Source organism: Streptomyces sp. NPDC058579, from assembly GCF_042718575.1.
Taxonomy (GTDB): domain Bacteria; phylum Actinomycetota; class Actinomycetes; order Streptomycetales; family Streptomycetaceae; genus Streptomyces.
This window is the reverse complement of record NZ_JBHXPI010000010.1, coordinates 23948-41644: the sequence shown is the minus strand read 5'-3', so window position 1 is coordinate 41644 and position 17697 is coordinate 23948. Positions and strand designations below refer to the sequence as shown.

Sequence of the window (17697 nt, the reverse complement as noted above, 5' to 3'; positions counted from 1 at the left end):
CCCCCTCACGCTTCGGTGACGGGCGGTGCCCAGGGGCCCTTGGCGGCGGGTCCTGTCCAGCCCTGCGGGGGTACCGGCGGGACCTGTTCGCGTTCCATGACGCCCCGCCGGCGGATCTTGTTGAGGACGTAGACGTTGCCCAGGTGCATCACGCCCAGGACGAGGAGGACCACGCCGAGCTTGACGGACAGGGCCTCGAAGAGGGCCCGGGCGTCGAGGACGGCCTTGTCCTGGCTGAGATAGAGGGCGACGAAGCCGAAGTTGACGAGGTAGAAGCCGACCACCAGGAGGTGGTTCACGGCATCGGCGAGCTTCTCGTTCCCGTGCAGGACGTCGGAGAGGAAGATCCTTCCGTTGCGGCTGAGTGTGCGGGCGACCCAGATGGTCAGAGCCACGCTGATCAGCAGGTAGACGATGTACGCGACAACAGTGAGGTCCATGCCCCACCCTCCCTTGAACGCGTTCAAATGCTTTCTGGGCATGACTGTAGACCCCCACTTGAACATGTTCAAGTGGGGGTCCTGGGGTGGTGCTTACTCCGGGTCCACGCCTGTGGACGCCACGCCCGCGAACAGGTCGACGTCCCGCAGCGCCTCCGACAGCGCGAGTGCCGGTACGTCGGTCAGCGCGGCCTCCTCCCAGGCGCCGCGCGCCCCCGCCGTGGCCCTACGCCGCTCGAAGCGGACCGGGCCGGTGGAGCAGTGCGAGGCGAGCCCGGTCTCCCGGGACAGTGGGTCGACCAGCTCGACGAAGAGCCGCGCCCGCCAGAACGCGCCCTCGCCGAAGGGCAGTTCACCCGGGCGCGGCAGCTCCCGCACCATCTCGGCGGAGTCGCCCTCGCTGAAGAACCCCAGATGGTCGCCGGTCCAGCCGCGCTCGGCCATCAGCGCCCTGGCCCGGTCGTAGTGCAGGACCCGGCCGGCGAAGCGGTCGGAGCGCGCTCCGGCGGCCACCTCGGCCGGGGCGAGCACATACACCTCGCGGAAGACCTGCTTGAACGGCTGGGCCTGCTCCCGCCCCGCGAACTCGGCCCGCCACTCGGCGATCTCCTCGTCGTCGGCCCGGACCGGGTGCCACAACCGCAGCCGGGCCCCCGGGGCGACCGGGAGCGCGGTGCCGTCCGCACCGGCCAGGGCCCAGCCGCCGCCGGTCCGCTCGGGCAGCCCCGCCGTCCAGTGCCCGTCGCCGTCCGGGTCGGCCTCCCAGAGCAGCGCCCGGGCGACGGCCCCGGTCACCGGATGGTCGATGTAGTACCGCTCCCAGTCCTCCGTCGGCCACGTCGTCCCCGCCGCCAGATGCTCCTCCAGGCGGGACCGCTCCACGGCCAACAGGGTCCGCAGCTCCTTGAACCCGGCCCGCAGCGGCGTCAGCCGCTCTCCGTGCGCCTCCCGGACCGGCTTCGGCGCGGACTTCAGGACCCGGCCCTGGGGGCCCCGGAACGACAGCGCGGCCACGCCCGGCTCGCTCGCCGAGAGGACCGCCGTGTACTCCCCGAACTCCTCCTCGCGCACCCCGCGCGCGTCGAGCCCGTGCGCCGGGACGCCACGCTCGCGCAGCATCGACGGCGTAAGCCCGGCCCGCCCCGCGACGGTCTCCAGGGCCTTGGTGCTCGCCTTCAGTATCGTCCGGTTACGAACGATTCCCCGGACCCGCCCGAGCCACTGGACGGCCTCCTCGGCCCGTACGCCCTCGAACTCGCCGAGCACCGCCACGGCCGTCGAGGCCAGCGGTTGGCTGCGGCACTCGCCACCGGACCCGCCGAGCCCGGTCCCCGCGTGCAGGGCGACGGTCCCGGTCACCGGAGCCGCCCACGCCGCGTCCAGGTCGAGCGCGGTCCACAACAGCCCCCGTACCAGGCAGGTGTTGGTGTCGCCCGCGATGCCCCGGACGATCACGCCCCAGGGGTTGAGGTCGGCCACCGTGTGCTCGTGCTGTGCGGCGATCCCCTCCAGCAGCCGCCGCACCAGCTCGGCACCGGACTCCGCCTCCGCCAGGAGCGCCGCGGCCCGCCTGCGCCAGGTCCGGGTCGCCCGGACCTTGTCCAGGAGCACGCAGTGCGCCAGGAAGGCGACCACGCCCCTCCCCGCCAGCAGTTCGGCGTGCGCGGCCCGCATCGCCGGACCGTACGCGTCCAGGCCGTCGAGCAGATGGCGCGGCAGCCGGCCCTCGACCAGGGGCGTCTCGCGCCGCAGCAGGGCGTCGATCCGGTCCCGTGGCCCCGCGAACTCCTCACCGGCATGGACCCGCAGACTCTCCAGCGTCCGCCGCAGCGCCCGCAGGCGCGGCCGGTCGTACTCCTCGACCTCCTCGGCCGCCGCGAGCGCGATCGGCACCAACGACCCGAACTGGTTTCGAAGTTCGTGCGGCGCGACCTTGGCCTCCGGCCCCGCGAGCCGCCCGAGCAGCAGGTCCGACTCCGCCGTCGACCAGCCGAGCTCCTGCCCCGCCAGCCGCTCCAGCGCGCGCTCCAGGAGCGGATCCCGGCCCCGGCACGCCCGCAGGTGCATCAGCAGCGCGCACTCCCGCCGCTCCACCGGGTCCAGCCCGTCCACCAGCGCCTGAACCGCCCCGCCCTTGTCCTCTCCGGCCTCCCCGTGCTTGTCCGACTCCAACGCCGCGTTCAGCCTGAGCCCCAGGCTCGTGGTCCCCACCATGTGTACGACGGTAGGGGACGCCACCGACAACGCCTCCCCCCGCGTCCCCCTGGGCGACGAGACTGGCACGGCCGAGGCCCGCTACTCCTTGAACGCCGCCCCGACGATCCCCATGACCCGTTCCGTCTCCCGCGCGGTGTCCTGTCCTGTCGTGAGCGTGGAGTAGACGACGACGCGGCTCAGGTCCGGGGTGGCGAACACCCCGCTCGTGTACCCCCGGTTGGTCCCCGTCTTGCCCCAGACCACCGGACCGCCACCGGGCGCCGGGGTGCGCATCAGGCCGCCGTAGCTGAAGCGCGCGTCCGGTATCGGCGGCATCGTGAACAACGACGCCCGCTCGGCCGGGCGGTGCAGGCCGCCGCGCATCAGCACGTTCATGAAGCGCGTCAGATCGCCGGCGGTGGAGACGAGACCGCCCTCGGCCCACGCCCAGTCGTCGGCGGGCAGACGGGTGTGGCGCAGTCCGAGCGGCCGCACGATCCGGTCGCGCAGCTCCGCTCCGTACGACCGGCCCGTCGCCTTCTCGATGACCAGGCCGGCGAGGAAGTAGTTGATCCCGTTGTACTGCACGGTCGTGCCTGGCGTCGTCGGCGTCCCGCAGGAGACCGCCGATCTCACGACTTCGACCGGCGTCCCGGGCCGGACGCACTGCGGCTTCTGCAGCCCGCTGATCCGGACCATCGCCCCGCGCACGGACGGCTCGGGCAGCCCCGCGAGAGCGGCCCGTAGCGCGGCGGTGTCGATCGAGCCGTGCGCCTGGGCGTCGAGCGGGGCGGCAGCCCGTTTCCACGTCGGCGCCGCAGCCGCGGCCGGCGCGCTCGCCGCCCCGAGCGCCACCACGCTCACCAAGGCGGCCCCCGCCGCGACCGTTGCCGTCCAACGCGCTTTGCCCGTCCATGCGTTCGTCATGGATCAAGGCTCCCGCCGCCGGCCCGCGCGAGCCATCGGGGACACCCCTCGCCGAACCCGGAAGCCACCCCGACGTACCGCTGAGCCAGCCCCCTAAGGAACCCTCAGGCCCTCATCCTCGGACCCTCAGATGCTCAGCGACCGCGCGTAGTTCAGCTGCCCCATCACCCAGTGGATGGTCTCCGGCCCCCTCGCCGGGATCATCGTGGCGTGGTGGCGGCCGCCGCTCGTCACCGTGACCTGGATGAAGCCGGTCGTCTGCTTCTCCTTCATCAGCAGGAACAGCAGACCCAGCAGGCACAGCACGAAGAAGATGATGGCCAGCACGATCGCGACCGTCGGGATCTTCTCCTCCGTCCGCGACATGTCCATCACGTTCCACACCGCGCCCCTGAGCGGCATCTGACCGGCCGGGGTGATGATCTGGTCCCCGACGACCGTGATGTCACCCAGGCTCAGCAGCGGCGCGCCCCCGGCCATCCCCGCCGGCGGGTACTGCGGCGGTACCGGCAAGCCGCCCGCGAGGGTCGGCTCGTAGCCGCCCGGCGTCCCCGCCTGCGGATACCCGTAACCGGGCGTCCCCGCCTGCGGATAGCCGTAGCCCGGGCTCCCCGGCTGCTGCCCGGGCCCCCACTTGTACTCACCGTCCGCGTAAGGATTCGGCTCGCTCATCTCTCCCCGCTCTCTCCAGCGACAGCTGCCTGCGGCCACCAACGACAAAGCCCGCTCCTGCACGCCTGAGCGTACAGAAGCGGGCTCGCCACACTGACCAGGTGTCAGAGACGACCAGGTGTCAGAAGCGGCCAGGTGTCAGAAGCGACGCGTGATCAGCGCGCGCTTCACTTCCTGAATGGCCTTCGTGACCTCGATGCCACGCGGGCACGCGTCCGTGCAGTTGAACGTCGTGCGGCAACGCCACACGCCGTCCTTGTCGTTCAGGATCTCCAGGCGCTGCTCGCCGGCCTCGTCGCGCGAGTCGAAGATGAAGCGGTGCGCGTTGACGATCGCGGCCGGGCCGAAGTACTGCCCGTCGTTCCAGAACACCGGGCAGGACGACGTGCACGCGGCGCACAGGATGCACTTGGTGGTGTCGTCGAAGCGCTCGCGGTCCTCGGCCGACTGCAGACGCTCACGCGTCGGCTCGTTGCCCTTGGTGACCAGGAACGGCATGACGTCCCGGTACGCCTGGAAGAAGGGCTCCATGTCGACCACGAGGTCCTTCAGCACCGTGAGGCCCTTGATGGCCTCCACGGTGATCGGCTTCTCGGGGTTGAGGTCCTTGATCAGCGTCTTGCAGGCGAGCCTGTTCTTGCCGTTGATCCGCATCGCGTCCGAGCCGCAGATGCCGTGCGCGCACGAGCGGCGGAAGGTCAGCGTGCCGTCGACGTCCCACTTGATCTTGTGAAGGGCGTCGAGCACACGCTCCTTCGGGTCGATCTCGATCTGGAAGTCCTCCCAGACCGACGCGTCCGACACCTCGGGGTTGAAGCGCCGGACGCGCATCGTGACCGTGATGTACGGGGAGGCGGCGGACTCCGCCTCGACCTTGTCCAGTACGGGGGTAGCCATCAGTACTTACGCTCCATCGGCTGGTAGCGGGTCTGGACGACCGGCTTGTAGTCGAGACGCACGGTCTCGGAGCCGTCCTCGCCGACCTCGCGGTACGCCATCGTGTGGCGCATGAAGTTGACGTCGTCGCGGTTCGGGTAGTCCTCGCGGTAGTGACCACCGCGGGACTCCTTGCGCGCCAGGGCCGAGACGGCCATGACCTCGGCCAGTTCGAGCAGGTTGCCCAGCTCGATCGCCTCGAGGAGGTCCGTGTTGAAGCGCTTGCCCTTGTCCTGGACGGACACGTTCTCGTAGCGCTCGCGCAGTTCGGCGATCTTCTCGACGGCCGTCTTGATGGTCTGCTCCGTACGGAACACCATCACGTTGGCGTCCATCGTCTCCTGGAGCTCGCGGCGGATGTCGGCCACCCGCTCGCTGCCCGTGGAGTTGCGCAGCTTCTCGATCTGCGCGACGACGAGGGACTCCGGGTTCTCCGGCAGCTCGACGTAGTCGTGCTTGGCGGAGTACTCGGCGGCGGCGATGCCGGAGCGCTTGCCGAAGACGTTGATGTCGAGCAGCGAGTTGGTGCCCAGGCGGTTGGCGCCGTGCACCGACACGCAGGCGACCTCGCCGGCCGCGTACAGGCCCGGGACGACGGTGGTGTTGTCCGCGAGGACCTCACCCTCGACGTTGGTCGGGATGCCGCCCATGGCGTAGTGCGCGGTGGGCTGGATCGGGATCGGGTCCGTGTACGGCTCGATGCCGAGGTACGTACGGGCGAACTCGGTGATGTCCGGGAGCTTGGCGTCGAGCTGCTCCGGCGGGAGGTGCGTCAGGTCCAGGTAGACGTGGTCGCCCTCGGGACCGCAGCCGCGGCCCTCGCGGATCTCCGTGTAGATGGAGCGCGAGACGACGTCACGGGACGCGAGGTCCTTCATGACCGGCGCGTACTTCTCCATGAAGCGCTCGCCGTCCTTGTTGCGGAGGATGCCGCCCTCACCGCGGGCGCCCTCCGTCAGCAGGATGCCCATGCGCCAGATGCCCGTCGGGTGGAACTGGAAGAACTCCATGTCCTCCAGCGGCAGGCCGCGCCGGTAGCAGGCCGCCTGGCCGTCACCCGTCAGCGTGTGCGCGTTGGAGGTCACCTTGAAGAACTTGCCCGTGCCGCCGGAGGCGTAGATCACGGCCTTGGCCTGGAAGATGTGGATCTCGCCGGTGGCCAGCTCGTACGCGACGACGCCGGCGGACTTCTTGACCCCGTCGACCTCGACGAGGAGCTGGTCCAGGACGTAGAACTCGTTGAAGAACTCCACGCCCTCCTTGACGCAGTTCTGGTACAGCGTCTGGAGGATCATGTGGCCGGTGCGGTCCGCGGCGTAGCAGGACCGGCGGACCGGGGCCTCGCCGTGGTTGCGGGAGTGACCGCCGAAGCGGCGCTGGTCGATGGTGCCGTTCGGGGTCCGGTTGAACGGCAGGCCCATCTTCTCCAGGTCGAGGACGGCGTCGATGGCCTCCTTCGCCAGGATCTCGGCGGCGTCCTGGTCGACCAGGTAGTCACCGCCCTTGACCGTGTCGAAGGTGTGCCACTCCCAGTTGTCCTCCTCCACGTTGGCGAGCGCGGCGGCCATGCCGCCCTGCGCGGCGCCCGTGTGGGAGCGGGTGGGGTAGAGCTTCGTCAGGACTGCGGTGCGGCTGCGCTTCGTCGACTCGATGGCGGCGCGCATGCCGGCGCCGCCGGCTCCGACGATGACGGTGTCGTACTTGTGGATCTTCATGACGTGGATTACCTCAGCCCCGTGCCTAGCGGATGTTCGGGTCGAAGGTGAAGATCACCAGCGTGCCCAGAAGGATGGTGAACACCGTGGCGGTGTACAGCAGGCCCTTGAGCCACAGGCGCGTGTTGGCCCGCTCCGCGTAGTCGTTGATGACCGTGCGGAGGCCGTTGGCGCCGTGCAGCATGGCGAGCCAGAGCATCAGGAGGTCCCAGACCTGCCAGAACGGCGAGGCCCAGCGGCCGGCCACGAAGGCGAAGCCGATCTTGGAGACGCCGCCGTCGAGGAAGAGCTGGATCAGCAGGTGGCCGAGGACCAGGACGACGAGGACGATGCCGGAGAGGCGCATGAAGAGCCACGCGGCCATCTCGAAGTTGCCTCGGGTCGCCCGCGGCGTCTTGCCGGTGCGCTTGCGGGGGGCCTCGATGTACGGGGCCGGGTTGTCCACGTCGTAGTGGGCGCCGCCCTCGACGGGACCGATCGCGGAAGTGGTGTCAGCAGACATGTCTGGCGTCAGCTCCCGAACAGTTCACGTGCGGCGTGGCCGAGGACGGGGTAGATCGAACCCGCCATCAGCACGACCCAGATGCCCACGACGGTCCAGAGCATCTGCTTCTGGTAGCGCGGGCCCTTGGACCAGAAGTCCACGGCGATGACCCTGAGGCCGTTCAGCGCGTGGAAGAGGATTGCGGCGACGAGGCCGTACTCGAGGAGTGCGACGATCGGCGTCTTGTACGTGGCGACCACTTCGTCGTAGGCCTCGGGGGAGACGCGGACGAGAGCGGTGTCCAGCACGTGTACGAACAGGAAGAAGAAGATGAGGACGCCGGTGACTCGATGAGCCACCCAGGACCACATTCCTTCCCGGCCGCGGTACAGCGTTCCAGCCGGCACGGAAAAACCCTCCGGGAGCGGGGATCAGGGTCGGCCGGCTTCAGTGTCGGTCTGACCCGGCCGGGTACGGTCCACCGGCCCTGGTCATCGTAGCGACGACTTGTCGGTTCGCTCGCGCGGGGTCGATAGGTGTGATCAAAGAGGCACGGAAGGACTACGGACGGGCTATCACCTCGGCCCCGTATCACCGCATTCCGGACGCCCGTACGGCCGTCTGCGCTCGGTTCGCGGCCGCGCCGAGGTGGTGGGCGAGCCGCCCGCGGGCCAGCCGGCGCAGTTCGTCGGCGGCGACCACGCGCTCCTCGTCCGGTTCGTTGGCGAGCCGGGAGCGGATGCCCGCGAGGACCTGGTCGAGGCGCTCACCGGGGCGTACGCCGTCGAGGCTGATCACGAAGGCGTGCCCGAAGCGGCTCTCGTACGCGGCGTGGGCGGCCCGCAGGGCGGTGTGGGCGGCGGGCGGGGCGTCGGGGTGGGGCGTGGCCGAGGACTCGGCGGCGAGCGCCCCGTCGCGGTCGGCGACGGACAGGTCGTACCCGGCCTCGTCGGCGGCGGCGAGCAGCGCGTCGAGCGTCGGGTACGGCCGGTGCGCGGTCACCCGTTCGGCCCAGCGGTGGCTGTGGCAGCAGGTGAGCAGCAGCTCCTGGGCGGCGGCGGCCGGGAGGGCGTTGAAGCGCGCGAGGGGATCGTGATCGCCGTGCGTGGCGGGTGCGGGTATCGCGGGAGTGGTGGCAGGGGCCGCGGCGGAGCCCAGGTTCCGGTTCCGGGAAGGGGCGCGGGTGTCGCTGGTCAGCGTGGGCTCCGGGAAAGGTGGGGTGGGTGTGACTCAACGTTATCGATGGGGAGGGAGAACTGTCCGAAGGATGCGCGAATTTCACCCGGAAGGGAGAGTTTCGGAACGTGTGCGTGACGTTCGGGCACCGGTTTCGGGCCCATTCCGGACCCGTTCCGGATCCATTCGGGACCTGTTCGGGATCCATTCCCGACCCGTTCGGGACCCGTTTCGCACCCGTTTCGGACCCAGCTCCGGACCCAGCTCCGGACCCAGCTCCGGACCCAGCTCCGGACCCGGCTCCGGACCCATCCCCGGATCCATCCCCGGATCCATACGGTCCTCGAACGTGCCTCGAATGGCCCCACCCCGCCCCCTGAGGGAGGATTCCGAGTGATGCGCTACGCCATACGAAGGGCCCACGCGGGCCCCACACTCCTCGCGGCCGTGGTGGCACTGGCCACCGTGACGGCCTGCTCCAGCGGCACGTCCGAGGGTCCGGCAGGACCGACCTCCGGCGTCGGTACGCCGTCCCCCGTGACCAGCGCGGCGGCGAGCACGCCCCCGCCGAGCCCCACGCCCACCCGGACGTACCCCCTCTCGTCCGCCCCGCTCACCGTCCCCGCCGTCCGCGCCCACGAGGCGGCGCGCGGGCCGGGCTGGCGCCCCACGCCCGAGGCCGGGGTCGTCGTCGCGGCGGGCAGCGAGGGCCTCGCCGACGAGGGCAGGCTGCTCGCGGGGGAGCTCAAGATCGCGTACCGGGGCGCCGTGGCGGCCCGCGCGGGCGACGTCGAGCTGGCCCTCGGCGGCGCGGGCGCCCCCGAGTCGTACACGCTCACCACCCGCGACGACCGGGTCCGGATCACCGGCCCCGACCAGGCGGGCGTCTTCTACGGGACCCGCACGCTCAAGCAGTCGGTGAACGGCTCCGGCGCCATGCCCGAGGGCACGGTCACCGACGCGCCCGCCAAGCCGCAGCGCGGGCTCAACCTCGACATCGCCCGCAAGTTCTTCACGGCGGAATGGATCGAGGCCCGGCTGCGCGAGATGGCCGACCTCAAGCTCAACCAGTTCGGCCTGCACTTCTCCGACGACCAGGGCTTCCGCATCGAGTCGGACACGCACCCCGAGATCGTCTCGGCCCAGCACCTCACCAAGGCCGAGGTGCGCCGCATCCTCGCCCTCGCGCAGACCCTGCACATCACGGTCGTGCCCGAGATCGACTCGCCCGGACACCTCGGCGCGGTCCTGCGCGCCTACCCGGACCTGCGGCTGCTCAACGTCCAGGGCGTGCCGCGCCAGGGCGCCATCGACATATCCAAGCCCGCCTCGGCGAAGCTCATCGACGAGCTGCTGCGCGAGTACGCGGGCCTCTTCCCCGGCGGCTGGTTCCACGTCGGCGCCGACGAGTACCAGGCGCTGACCGTCCGCAACCCTGCTGCCTCCTACCCGCAGCTGGCCACGGCGGCGCGCGAGAAGTACGGCCCGCAGGCCGGTGTCCAGGACCTCGCGGAGGGCTGGCTGAACGACCGCGCGGCGGTGGTGCGCGGTACGGGCAAGGTGGCGAAGGCCTGGAACGACGGGTTCTTCCGGGGCGGTGTCGTCACCGCCGACAAGCGCATCGAGGTCGAGTACTGGACCGGCAAGGAGATCGGGGCCCGGCCGCCGATCGAGTACCTCCAGGAGGGCCGGAAGGTCGTCAACCTGAACGACGAGTTCCTCTACTACGTCCTCGGCGAGCCGAACCAGTTCACGTACCCCACGGGCCGCCGGATCTACGAGCAGTGGACCCCGCTGGTCCTGCGCGGCACGACGCCCGTTCCGGCGCGGTACGGGCCCCAGATCCTGGGCGGCCGGTTCGCGGTCTGGTGCGACCTGTCCCAGGCGCAGACGCCGGCGCAGGTCGCCGACGGGATCCGGATGCCGCTGACGGCGACGGCGCAGAAGCTGTGGGACGCCCGGACGCCGACGGCGAGTTGGGACCAGTTCCGGGCGCTCGCGGTGAAGGTGCGCGACTGACGGGCGGCTGACCAGCGGTTTCCCCATGGACGGGGCGGTTCCGTTGGCGTACGGTCCCGTTCGCGACGGCCGCGCGGCCGCGCCGGCGCCTCGGGGAGGGGCGCCGATCACCCGTGGGGGGTTCGCTCGACCATGCTCCGCAATCCCGTCGGCCTGTCCTACGCCGTGGTGGCGCTGCTCGCGGCGCTCTCCGTGGCCGACGCCGCGCTCTTCGTCTCGGCCCTCGACGTGCGGCTCCTGATGACCGGCAGCCCGGAGGACCACCCGGATCCCGCGGGGTTCGGGCACATGGGCGTCGACGTCGTGGCGGTGCTCCAGGTGCTGATCCAGCTGGCGCTCACCGTCGTCTTCCTCGTCTGGTTCTTCCGGGTCCGCAAGAACGCCGGGGTCTTCGCGCCCGATGTGCACAGGGGCGGGCCCGGCTGGGCCATCGGCGCCTGGTTCGTCCCGATCGCCAACCTCTGGTGGCCGCGGAGTGTCGCGGCGGGCACCTGGCGGGCCAGCCGCCGGGACCCGTACGGCGACGCCAAGGGCGAAGGGGAGTCGTTCGCCGTGCTCAACTGGTGGTGGACGTTCTGGATCCTGACGGATGCCATGAGCACCTTCGCGACCTGGGTGTACGACGACGCGGACACGGTCGAGGAGTTCGCGGCGGGGTCCGGCTTCCTCATGGGGGCGGCCGTCCTGGACATCGTCGCCGCCGTCCTCGCGATCCTCTTCGTCCGCCGCCTGACCTCTATGCAGCACAGCAAGGCCACTGGCATGATTTCGGCCGCGTAGTGACGTAATCACGCCAGGTGGCGCAGTAAGAGGCAGTGCCGCGACCGCGACGGGAGGCCTCGATGAGCCTGCTGGAACTGATCGACCGGGCCGACGAGCGGAGTCTGGCGGCTGCCGGGCTCGCTTGTCTGGACCGCTGTCTGCCGCTGCTCGCCCCCGAGGGCGAGGACGTGCTTCGACCTGTCTGGGCCGCGGTGGCCCGGGGGGACGGCGAGGCGTGGGGCGAGGCGGTCGCCAAGGCCCGGATCGAGCTGGACGGTACCGGTACGGCGGGCCCGGCGGCCGGGCTCGTACGCGAGATGCTGGGAACGGCGCCCGCCGAGTGGGCCGAGGGCGCGCTGCGGGTCTGGGCCGCCGGATGTTCCGTCAGCGCGCTCGCCCTGCACGGCCGGTACGAGGCCGCCGAGGTCACGGACGAGCTGATCGAGCGGTGCCGCGCCGGTGACCCGACCGGGGCGGGGCCGCTCCTCGCGGGCGAGCTGCGCAGGCAGCAGTCGGTCCTGGAGTCCGTCGCCCACGGGCCGACCGGTCTGCGCCGGGCCCGCGAACTCTCCACGGAGGGCGGCCGGGTGCTCCGCGCGGTCGTCTCCCGCCGGGCCCGTACGGCCTGAGACGTACGCGTACGGAGGAGGCCGGTCGCCCGGCCTCCTCCGCCTACCCGCTACTCCGCCGGCTTCACCGCGAGCTGCTCGATGGTCGCCGCGATGTCCGCCTCCGCCCGCGCCTTGTCGAGGCCGAGGCCCGTCAGGACCCCCTCGCCGTCCTCGAACTCGAGCAGCGCGAGCAGGACGTGCTCGGTGCCGACGTAGTTGTGGCCGAGCCGGAGCGCCTCGCGGAAGGTCAGTTCGAGCACCTTCTTCGCCGCCGCGTCGTACGGGACGAGCGCGGGCACTTCGTCGGCCGCGGGCGGCAGCGTCGGAGTGATCGCCTCGCGCAGCCCCTCGGGCGTCACGCCCTGCGAGGCCAGCCAGAGCACCGCGAGCCCCTCGGGCTCGGCGAGCAGGCCGAGGGCCACGTGCCCGGGGGCGATCTCGGCGTTCCGGGCGGCCGTCGCCTCGTTCTGGGAGGCCACGACGACGTTCCTGGCCCGGGGGGTGAAGCGGCTGAACCCGGCGTTCGGGTCCATCTTCTCCGTGTCGGGGTCCTTGGGGACGAAGCGCTTCTGGGCCGCCTGGCGGGTGACGCCCATGCTCTTGCCGATGTCGGTCCAGGAGGCGCCGGAGCGCCGGGCCTGGTCGACGAAGTGTCCGATCAGGTGGTCGGCCACGTCGCCGAGGTGGTCTGCCGCGATCACCGCGTTCGACAGCTGGTCGAGCGCGTCGGTGTTGGTCTTCTTGATCGCTTCGATGAGGTCGTCGAGCCGGACGGGGATGGTCATACCGACTGGGTTCGTCATGAGTGCAACCCTAGGTTGACAGTCTCGAGGTGTCAACCGTCGGTTGACAGTCGGCGGGGTGTGCGAGGGCACGGAAGGGCGATCGCGGCGAGAGGAGTGGCCCTGAACTGGGCGGAATTCGGGCGGAAGGCGGGCGAAGTCCCGCGGAAAAGGAGGACGACCGGGGCCGCCACCCCCCACAGGAGAGGCCCCGGTCGTCGTCCGCGGAGCCGCAGCACGGCCCCGTACTCCCTTCAGCGCCATACAAGCGTTTTCTGTCACACCGCGGCCGACCCCCTGCCCATGTCCCAAGTTGGTTGCAAGTTGCACAAAGAGCGGACGTACGTGGACGCTGTGGCCGAGAAGCACGTAGCGTCTGCTGGGTGCCGACCGGTACGGCGGTGGTGACCAGCCGTGATGACGAACAAGGGTGGGGAGTGCTGGGGGAGGACGCGGAGCTGACAGCCGCGGTGCTCGCTGCGCAGGACGGGAACGAGGACGCCTTCCGTACTGTGTACCGCGCCGTGCATCCCCGGCTGCTGGGCTATCTGCGTTCGCTCGTCGGTGACGCCGACGCCGAGGACGTCGCCTCCGAGTCCTGGCTCCAGATAGCCCGCGACCTCGACCGCTTCAGCGGCGACGCCGACCGGTTCCGCGGCTGGGCCGCCAGGATCGCCCGCAACCGGGCGCTCGACCACATCCGGATGCGCGGCCGACGCCCCGCGACCGGTGGCGACGAGACCGAACTCACCGACAAACCCGCCGAGTCCGACACCGCGGACGAGGCACTGGAAGCACTCGCCACCGGCGACACCATGCACCTGATAGCCCAACTTCCGCAGGACCAGGCCGAGGCCGTGGTCCTCCGGGTCGTGGTCGGCCTGGACGCCAAGAGCGCCGCCGACACCCTCGGGAAGCGCCCCGGCGCGGTACGGACCGCGGCCCACCGCGGCCTGAAGCGGCTCGCCGAACTCCTCGGCGACGAGGGCGACGGCGGCGCGGCTTCCCTCGGGGGAGTACCGCCGCAGCGCGGTCGCAGGCCGGGGGTCCAGGCCCCCGGTGGTGTGACGCAATCGCGCGCGCGGACGCAGAAGGACATGTGATGGCCGACGAGCGGTACCAGTGGCTCGACCAGGAAGCCGCGGAGAACCTGCTGCGCGGCGAACCGGTCGACGCCGTCGACGATCACACCCGTACCGAGGCGGACCGGCTGGCCGGCGCCCTCGCGGAGGTCCGCCCGGCGCCCCTGGCCCACGCGGTAGACGTCGAACTCCCCGGTGAGGCGGACGCCCTCGCCGCCTTCCGCGCGGCCGCCGCCGAGCGGGGCCTGACCCTGCGTTCCGGCCCCCATGCCTCGCACGCCCCGCCCGCCCCACAGGCCGTCGCCGAACTCGACGCGGTACGGATCACCCAGGCGCGGGCCGCCCGGCGCTGGGGCCGCTCGCTGCGGTACGGACTCGCGGCCGCCGTCGCCGCCGTGGCGGTCGGCGGGGTCGCCGTCGCCTCGGGCTCCGGCATGCTGCCGTTCACCACGGACGGCCCGGCTCCGGCCGGCTCCGTTTCGGCGGCGGACACCCCGGGACCGGTCTCCTCGCACTCCCCGGACTCCTCGGAGTCGCCGGGGCCGCGCGTCGACACGGTCACGCCCTCCGTGCCCGGCACCGGCGACCAGAGCCCGCCCGGCGCGTCCCCCTCGGCGCCGCTCACCCCCACGCCCTCGGGCACGACCGGCTCCGGCGACGGCACGGGTGCGCCCGACGGTTCGGGCGGCAAGGGCGGGGCCGGCGGCACGGGCGACGGCACCCCGGAACCGGAGAAGAGCACTCCGGCGGGCAAGGACGGCGAGACCACCGGCGCCAAGCTCACCAAGGCCTGCCAGGACTTCCGCGCGGGCCGCATCGACGAGACCGCCAAGCGCCGGCTCGCGCAGTCGGCCCGCACCGGCGAGACCCTGCGCCGCTTCTGCGACCGGGTCCTGGCCGACCCCAACCGCTCGGACGGCGACGACGGCTCGGGCAAGGGCGAGAGCGGTGACGGCAGGGGCGGGTGGGGCGACAGCCGTACCAAGGACCGCGCCTCCGCTCCCTCCGCGACTCCCGGGCGGGTTCTGGCCCAGAACCGGGCCTCCGACCCCGCCCCCACCCGTCTCGCGGACCTGCTCGGAGTCCCTTCGATGAACACGGTGTGACACTTTTCGGCCTGTCGGCGCAGTACAGAGTGAGCCGACTGGTCATCGGCCGCGCGTGAGCCGGGGTTCCCCCCGTACCTTCGGCTCCGCGCACCGGCGCGGGTGGGACACGTTCCCCCGGTCCCACCCGCGCCCCTTACCTCCCGTGCCCGGTGACTACCAGTGCACGACGACCTTGTCGCCGACCTTCACCTGGTCGAAGAGCGCGGTGAGCTTCGTCCGGTCCCGTACGTTGACGCAGCCGTGCGAGGCACCGTTGTAGCCGCGGGCCGCGAAGTCCGCCGAGTAGTGCACGGCCTGGCCGCGGCTGAAGTACATCGAGAGCGGCATCGGCGTGTGGTACAGCTTCGACCAGTCGTTACGGACCTTGCGGTCGACCTGGAAGATGCCCTCGCGGGTCGGGGTGTTCTCCGAACCGAAGCGGACGTCCATCGACGAGACGACCTCGCCGTCGATCATCCACGCCAGCGTGCGGGTCTCCTTGCTGATGCACAGCACCCGGCCGGTCATGCAGCGCGGGTCCGGCGTGTCCAGGGTGTTGCTGGTGGCCGGCTTCAGCTCGGCGGACGTCGGCTTACGGGTCATCGCCGTCAGCTTCTGCCAGGTGACCTCGTCCACCGAGCCGGTCTCCGGCAGCTCCCGCTTCTTCTGGAAGGCCATGACGGCCTTGCCCGTGATCGAGCCGTAGAAGCCGGTGGGCGCCCGGTCGAAGTAGCCGATCTGGCGCAGCCGCGCCTGCAGCTCGCGCACCTTCTCCGTCTCGTCCCCGTCCTTCATCAGGACCTTGCCGACCGGCTGCGGGGTGGTGGCGGAGGCGCTGGGCGTGGCGGAGGACGGCTTGTCGTCCGTGGTGGGCGTACCACTGGGGGACGTCGACGGCTCCTCCGTGGCAGGGGCGGAAGCGGAGGTCGACGGCTTCCCGCCGGTCGACGGCGAGGCGCTCGAACCCCCCGAGCCTCCGGCCGCCTGGGCCGTACAGCCCGTGGCGATCGCGACGGCCACCGTGGCCATGAGTGCCCTGCCCACGACTGCTCTGCGTATGAAGGAAGAACGGCGCATCTGTAGCCCCCCGGGAATCAGCTTGTGTACCTCTTGGATGCTTCCCGCGCGCCCTTGGTTGCGCACCGGGCGGCAGCCCGGACCATGCTGTGACACAAGCGAGATCTCAACGAGAGGCGCGACGCATGGTGCGCGAGTCGGAGTCGGGACTGCCCATCGAGCCGGTCTACGGACCGCAGGCCCTGGCCGGGTGGGATCCCGCCGAGAGACTGGGCGAGCCGGGCACGTACCCGTTCACGCGCGGGGTGTACCCGACCATGTACACCGGCCGGCCCTGGACGATGCGGCAGTACGCGGGTTTCGGCACCGCCGTCGAGTCCAACGCCCGCTACCGGCAGCTGATCGCGAACGGCACGACGGGCCTCTCCGTCGCCTTCGACCTGCCGACCCAGATGGGGCACGACTCGGACGCCCCGATCGCGCACGGCGAGGTCGGCAAGGTCGGGGTCGCCATCGACTCGATCGACGACATGCGGGTGCTGTTCGACGGGATCCCGCTGGGCGAGGTCTCCACGTCGATGACCATCAACGCGCCCGCCGCCCTCCTCCTGCTCCTCTACCAGCTCGTCGGTGAGGAACAGGGCGTCCCCGCCGAGCGGCTGACGGGCACGATCCAGAACGACGTGCTCAAGGAGTACATCGCGCGCGGCACGTACATCTTCCCGCCCAAGCCCTCGCTGCGGCTGATCGCGGACATCTTCAAGTACTGCGGCGCGGAGATCCCGAAGTGGAACACGATCTCGATCTCCGGCTACCACATGGCGGAGGCCGGTGCCTCGCCCGCGCAGGAGATCGCGTTCACCCTCGCCGACGGCATCGAGTACGTCCGTACCGCCGTCGCCGCCGGGATGGACGTGGACGACTTCGCGCCCCGGCTCTCGTTCTTCTTCGTGGCCCGGACGACGATCCTGGAGGAGGTCGCCAAGTTCCGGGCGGCCCGCCGGATCTGGGCGCGGGTGATGCGGGAGGAGTTCGGCGCGGAGAACCCCAAGTCGCTGATGCTCCGCTTCCACACCCAGACCGCCGGGGTGCAGCTCACCGCGCAGCAGCCCGAGGTCAACCTCGTCCGGGTGGCCGTCCAGGGCCTCGCCGCCGTCCTCGGCGGTACGCAGTCGCTGCACACCAACTCCTTCGACGAGGCCATCGCCCTGCCGACGGACAAGTCCGCGCGCCTCGCGCTGCGGACGCAGCAGGTCCTCGCGTACGAGACGGACGTGACCGCCACCGTCGACCCGTTCGCCGGCTCGTACGTGGTGGAGAGCCTGACGGACGAGGTCGAGGCCGCCACGCTCGATCTGATGCGGAAGGTCGAGGATCTTGGCGGCGCGGTCGAGGCGATCGAACGGGGCTTCCAGAAGGGCGAGATCGAGCGCTCCGCCTACCGGATCGCGCAGCAGACCGACAGCGGCGAGCGGGTCGTCGTCGGCGTCAACCGGTACACGATCGACGTCGAGGAGCCGTACGAGCCGCTGCGCGTCGACCCGGCGATCGAGGCCCAGCAGGCGGAGCGGTTGGCGCGGCTGCGCGCCGAGCGCGACGGGGCGGCGGTGGCCGCCGCCCTCGCCGGGCTCCAGCGGGCGGCGCGGGGCACGGAGAACGTCCTGTACCCGATGAAGGACGCGCTCAGGGCGCGGGCGACGGTCGGCGAGGTCTGTGACGCGCTGCGGGAGGTCTGGGGGACGTACGTCCCGAGCGACACGTTCTGAACGGCGCCTCTTCTGAACTGCGCC

Annotated in this window: 17 protein-coding genes; 6 read left to right on the top strand and 11 right to left on the bottom strand. The window is 71.3% G+C overall.

The features are described from left to right. Window positions 1-5 precede the first annotated feature (5 nt). The 9 genes from ACFWRO_RS15325 to ACFWRO_RS15285 form a co-directional block, all read right to left on the bottom strand. Window positions 6-440: a hypothetical protein gene (locus ACFWRO_RS15325; protein WP_384509808.1), complete on the bottom strand. Its 435-nt coding sequence runs from the start codon at window positions 438-440 to the stop codon at window positions 6-8. Between the two features lie 93 nt (window positions 441-533). Next, window positions 534-2654, bottom strand: a complete 2121-nt coding sequence (locus ACFWRO_RS15320; protein WP_384509805.1) for a DUF4132 domain-containing protein — start codon at window positions 2652-2654, stop codon at window positions 534-536. Window positions 2655-2735: 81 nt separating this feature from the next. Next, window positions 2736-3563 (bottom strand): serine hydrolase domain-containing protein, encoded by an 828-nt coding sequence (locus ACFWRO_RS15315; protein ID WP_384509802.1) that lies wholly within the window; start codon window positions 3561-3563, stop codon window positions 2736-2738. Between the two features lie 126 nt (window positions 3564-3689). Next, window positions 3690-4235 carry a hypothetical protein gene (locus tag ACFWRO_RS15310; RefSeq protein WP_384509800.1) on the bottom strand — a complete coding sequence of 182 codons (546 nt, stop codon included), beginning with the start codon at window positions 4233-4235 and terminating at the stop codon, window positions 3690-3692. A gap of 138 nt (window positions 4236-4373) precedes the next feature. Beyond that, a complete protein-coding gene (locus ACFWRO_RS15305; protein WP_384509797.1) occupies window positions 4374-5132 on the bottom strand; it encodes a succinate dehydrogenase iron-sulfur subunit in 759 nt (252 codons plus the stop codon). Then, the gene (gene sdhA / locus ACFWRO_RS15300; RefSeq protein WP_384509794.1) at window positions 5132-6886 is read right to left on the bottom strand and encodes a succinate dehydrogenase flavoprotein subunit; all 1755 of its coding nucleotides are present in this window, start codon (window positions 6884-6886) and stop codon (window positions 5132-5134) included. Before sdhA ends, ACFWRO_RS15305 begins: the two co-directional genes overlap by 1 nt. 25 nt (window positions 6887-6911) lie before the next feature. Continuing rightward, complete coding sequence (locus tag ACFWRO_RS15295; RefSeq protein WP_384509792.1) at window positions 6912-7388, bottom strand: succinate dehydrogenase hydrophobic membrane anchor subunit; 477 nt, start codon at window positions 7386-7388, stop codon at window positions 6912-6914. Between the two features lie 8 nt (window positions 7389-7396). Beyond that, a complete protein-coding gene (sdhC, locus tag ACFWRO_RS15290) occupies window positions 7397-7777 on the bottom strand; it encodes a succinate dehydrogenase, cytochrome b556 subunit (RefSeq protein ID WP_189948009.1) in 381 nt (126 codons plus the stop codon). A gap of 184 nt (window positions 7778-7961) precedes the next feature. Further along, window positions 7962-8492: a 2-oxo-4-hydroxy-4-carboxy-5-ureidoimidazoline decarboxylase gene (locus tag ACFWRO_RS15285; protein WP_384510119.1), complete on the bottom strand. Its 531-nt coding sequence runs from the start codon at window positions 8490-8492 to the stop codon at window positions 7962-7964. A gap of 450 nt (window positions 8493-8942) precedes the next feature. On the opposite strand from ACFWRO_RS15285, the gene ACFWRO_RS15280 reads away from it, so the two are divergent. The 3 genes from ACFWRO_RS15280 to ACFWRO_RS15270 all read left to right on the top strand — a co-directional run bounded on the left by ACFWRO_RS15280 (window position 8943) and on the right by ACFWRO_RS15270 (window position 11956). Then, window positions 8943-10565, top strand: coding sequence for a glycoside hydrolase family 20 protein (locus ACFWRO_RS15280; protein WP_384509789.1), 1623 nt, complete (start codon window positions 8943-8945; stop codon window positions 10563-10565). A gap of 132 nt (window positions 10566-10697) precedes the next feature. Beyond that, window positions 10698-11345: a DUF4328 domain-containing protein gene (locus ACFWRO_RS15275; protein WP_384509786.1), complete on the top strand. Its 648-nt coding sequence runs from the start codon at window positions 10698-10700 to the stop codon at window positions 11343-11345. A gap of 62 nt (window positions 11346-11407) precedes the next feature. Next, window positions 11408-11956: a hypothetical protein gene (locus tag ACFWRO_RS15270; protein WP_384509783.1), complete on the top strand. Its 549-nt coding sequence runs from the start codon at window positions 11408-11410 to the stop codon at window positions 11954-11956. A gap of 50 nt (window positions 11957-12006) precedes the next feature. Here ACFWRO_RS15270 and ACFWRO_RS15265 read toward each other — a convergent pair whose 3' ends face one another. Next, on the bottom strand, window positions 12007-12741 hold the full coding sequence (locus ACFWRO_RS15265) for a Clp protease N-terminal domain-containing protein (RefSeq protein ID WP_384509780.1): 735 nt from the start codon (window positions 12739-12741) through the stop codon (window positions 12007-12009). Window positions 12742-13157: 416 nt separating this feature from the next. Here ACFWRO_RS15265 and ACFWRO_RS15260 point away from each other — a divergent pair, with 416 nt between their 5' ends. Further along, window positions 13158-13823 (top strand): RNA polymerase sigma factor, encoded by a 666-nt coding sequence (locus ACFWRO_RS15260; protein ID WP_384510116.1) that lies wholly within the window; start codon window positions 13158-13160, stop codon window positions 13821-13823. Beyond that, window positions 13823-14908 carry a hypothetical protein gene (locus ACFWRO_RS15255; protein ID WP_384509778.1) on the top strand — a complete coding sequence of 362 codons (1086 nt, stop codon included), beginning with the start codon at window positions 13823-13825 and terminating at the stop codon, window positions 14906-14908. The genes ACFWRO_RS15260 and ACFWRO_RS15255 overlap by 1 nt, the downstream gene beginning before the upstream one ends. Window positions 14909-15064: 156 nt before the next feature. Here ACFWRO_RS15255 and ACFWRO_RS15250 read toward each other — a convergent pair whose 3' ends face one another. Continuing rightward, window positions 15065-15934 carry a L,D-transpeptidase family protein gene (locus ACFWRO_RS15250; RefSeq protein WP_384509775.1) on the bottom strand — a complete coding sequence of 290 codons (870 nt, stop codon included), beginning with the start codon at window positions 15932-15934 and terminating at the stop codon, window positions 15065-15067. A gap of 158 nt (window positions 15935-16092) precedes the next feature. On the opposite strand from ACFWRO_RS15250, the gene ACFWRO_RS15245 reads away from it, so the two are divergent. Continuing rightward, window positions 16093-17673, top strand: a complete 1581-nt coding sequence (locus ACFWRO_RS15245; RefSeq protein ID WP_384509772.1) for a methylmalonyl-CoA mutase — start codon at window positions 16093-16095, stop codon at window positions 17671-17673. Window positions 17674-17697: the final 24 nt, after the last annotated feature.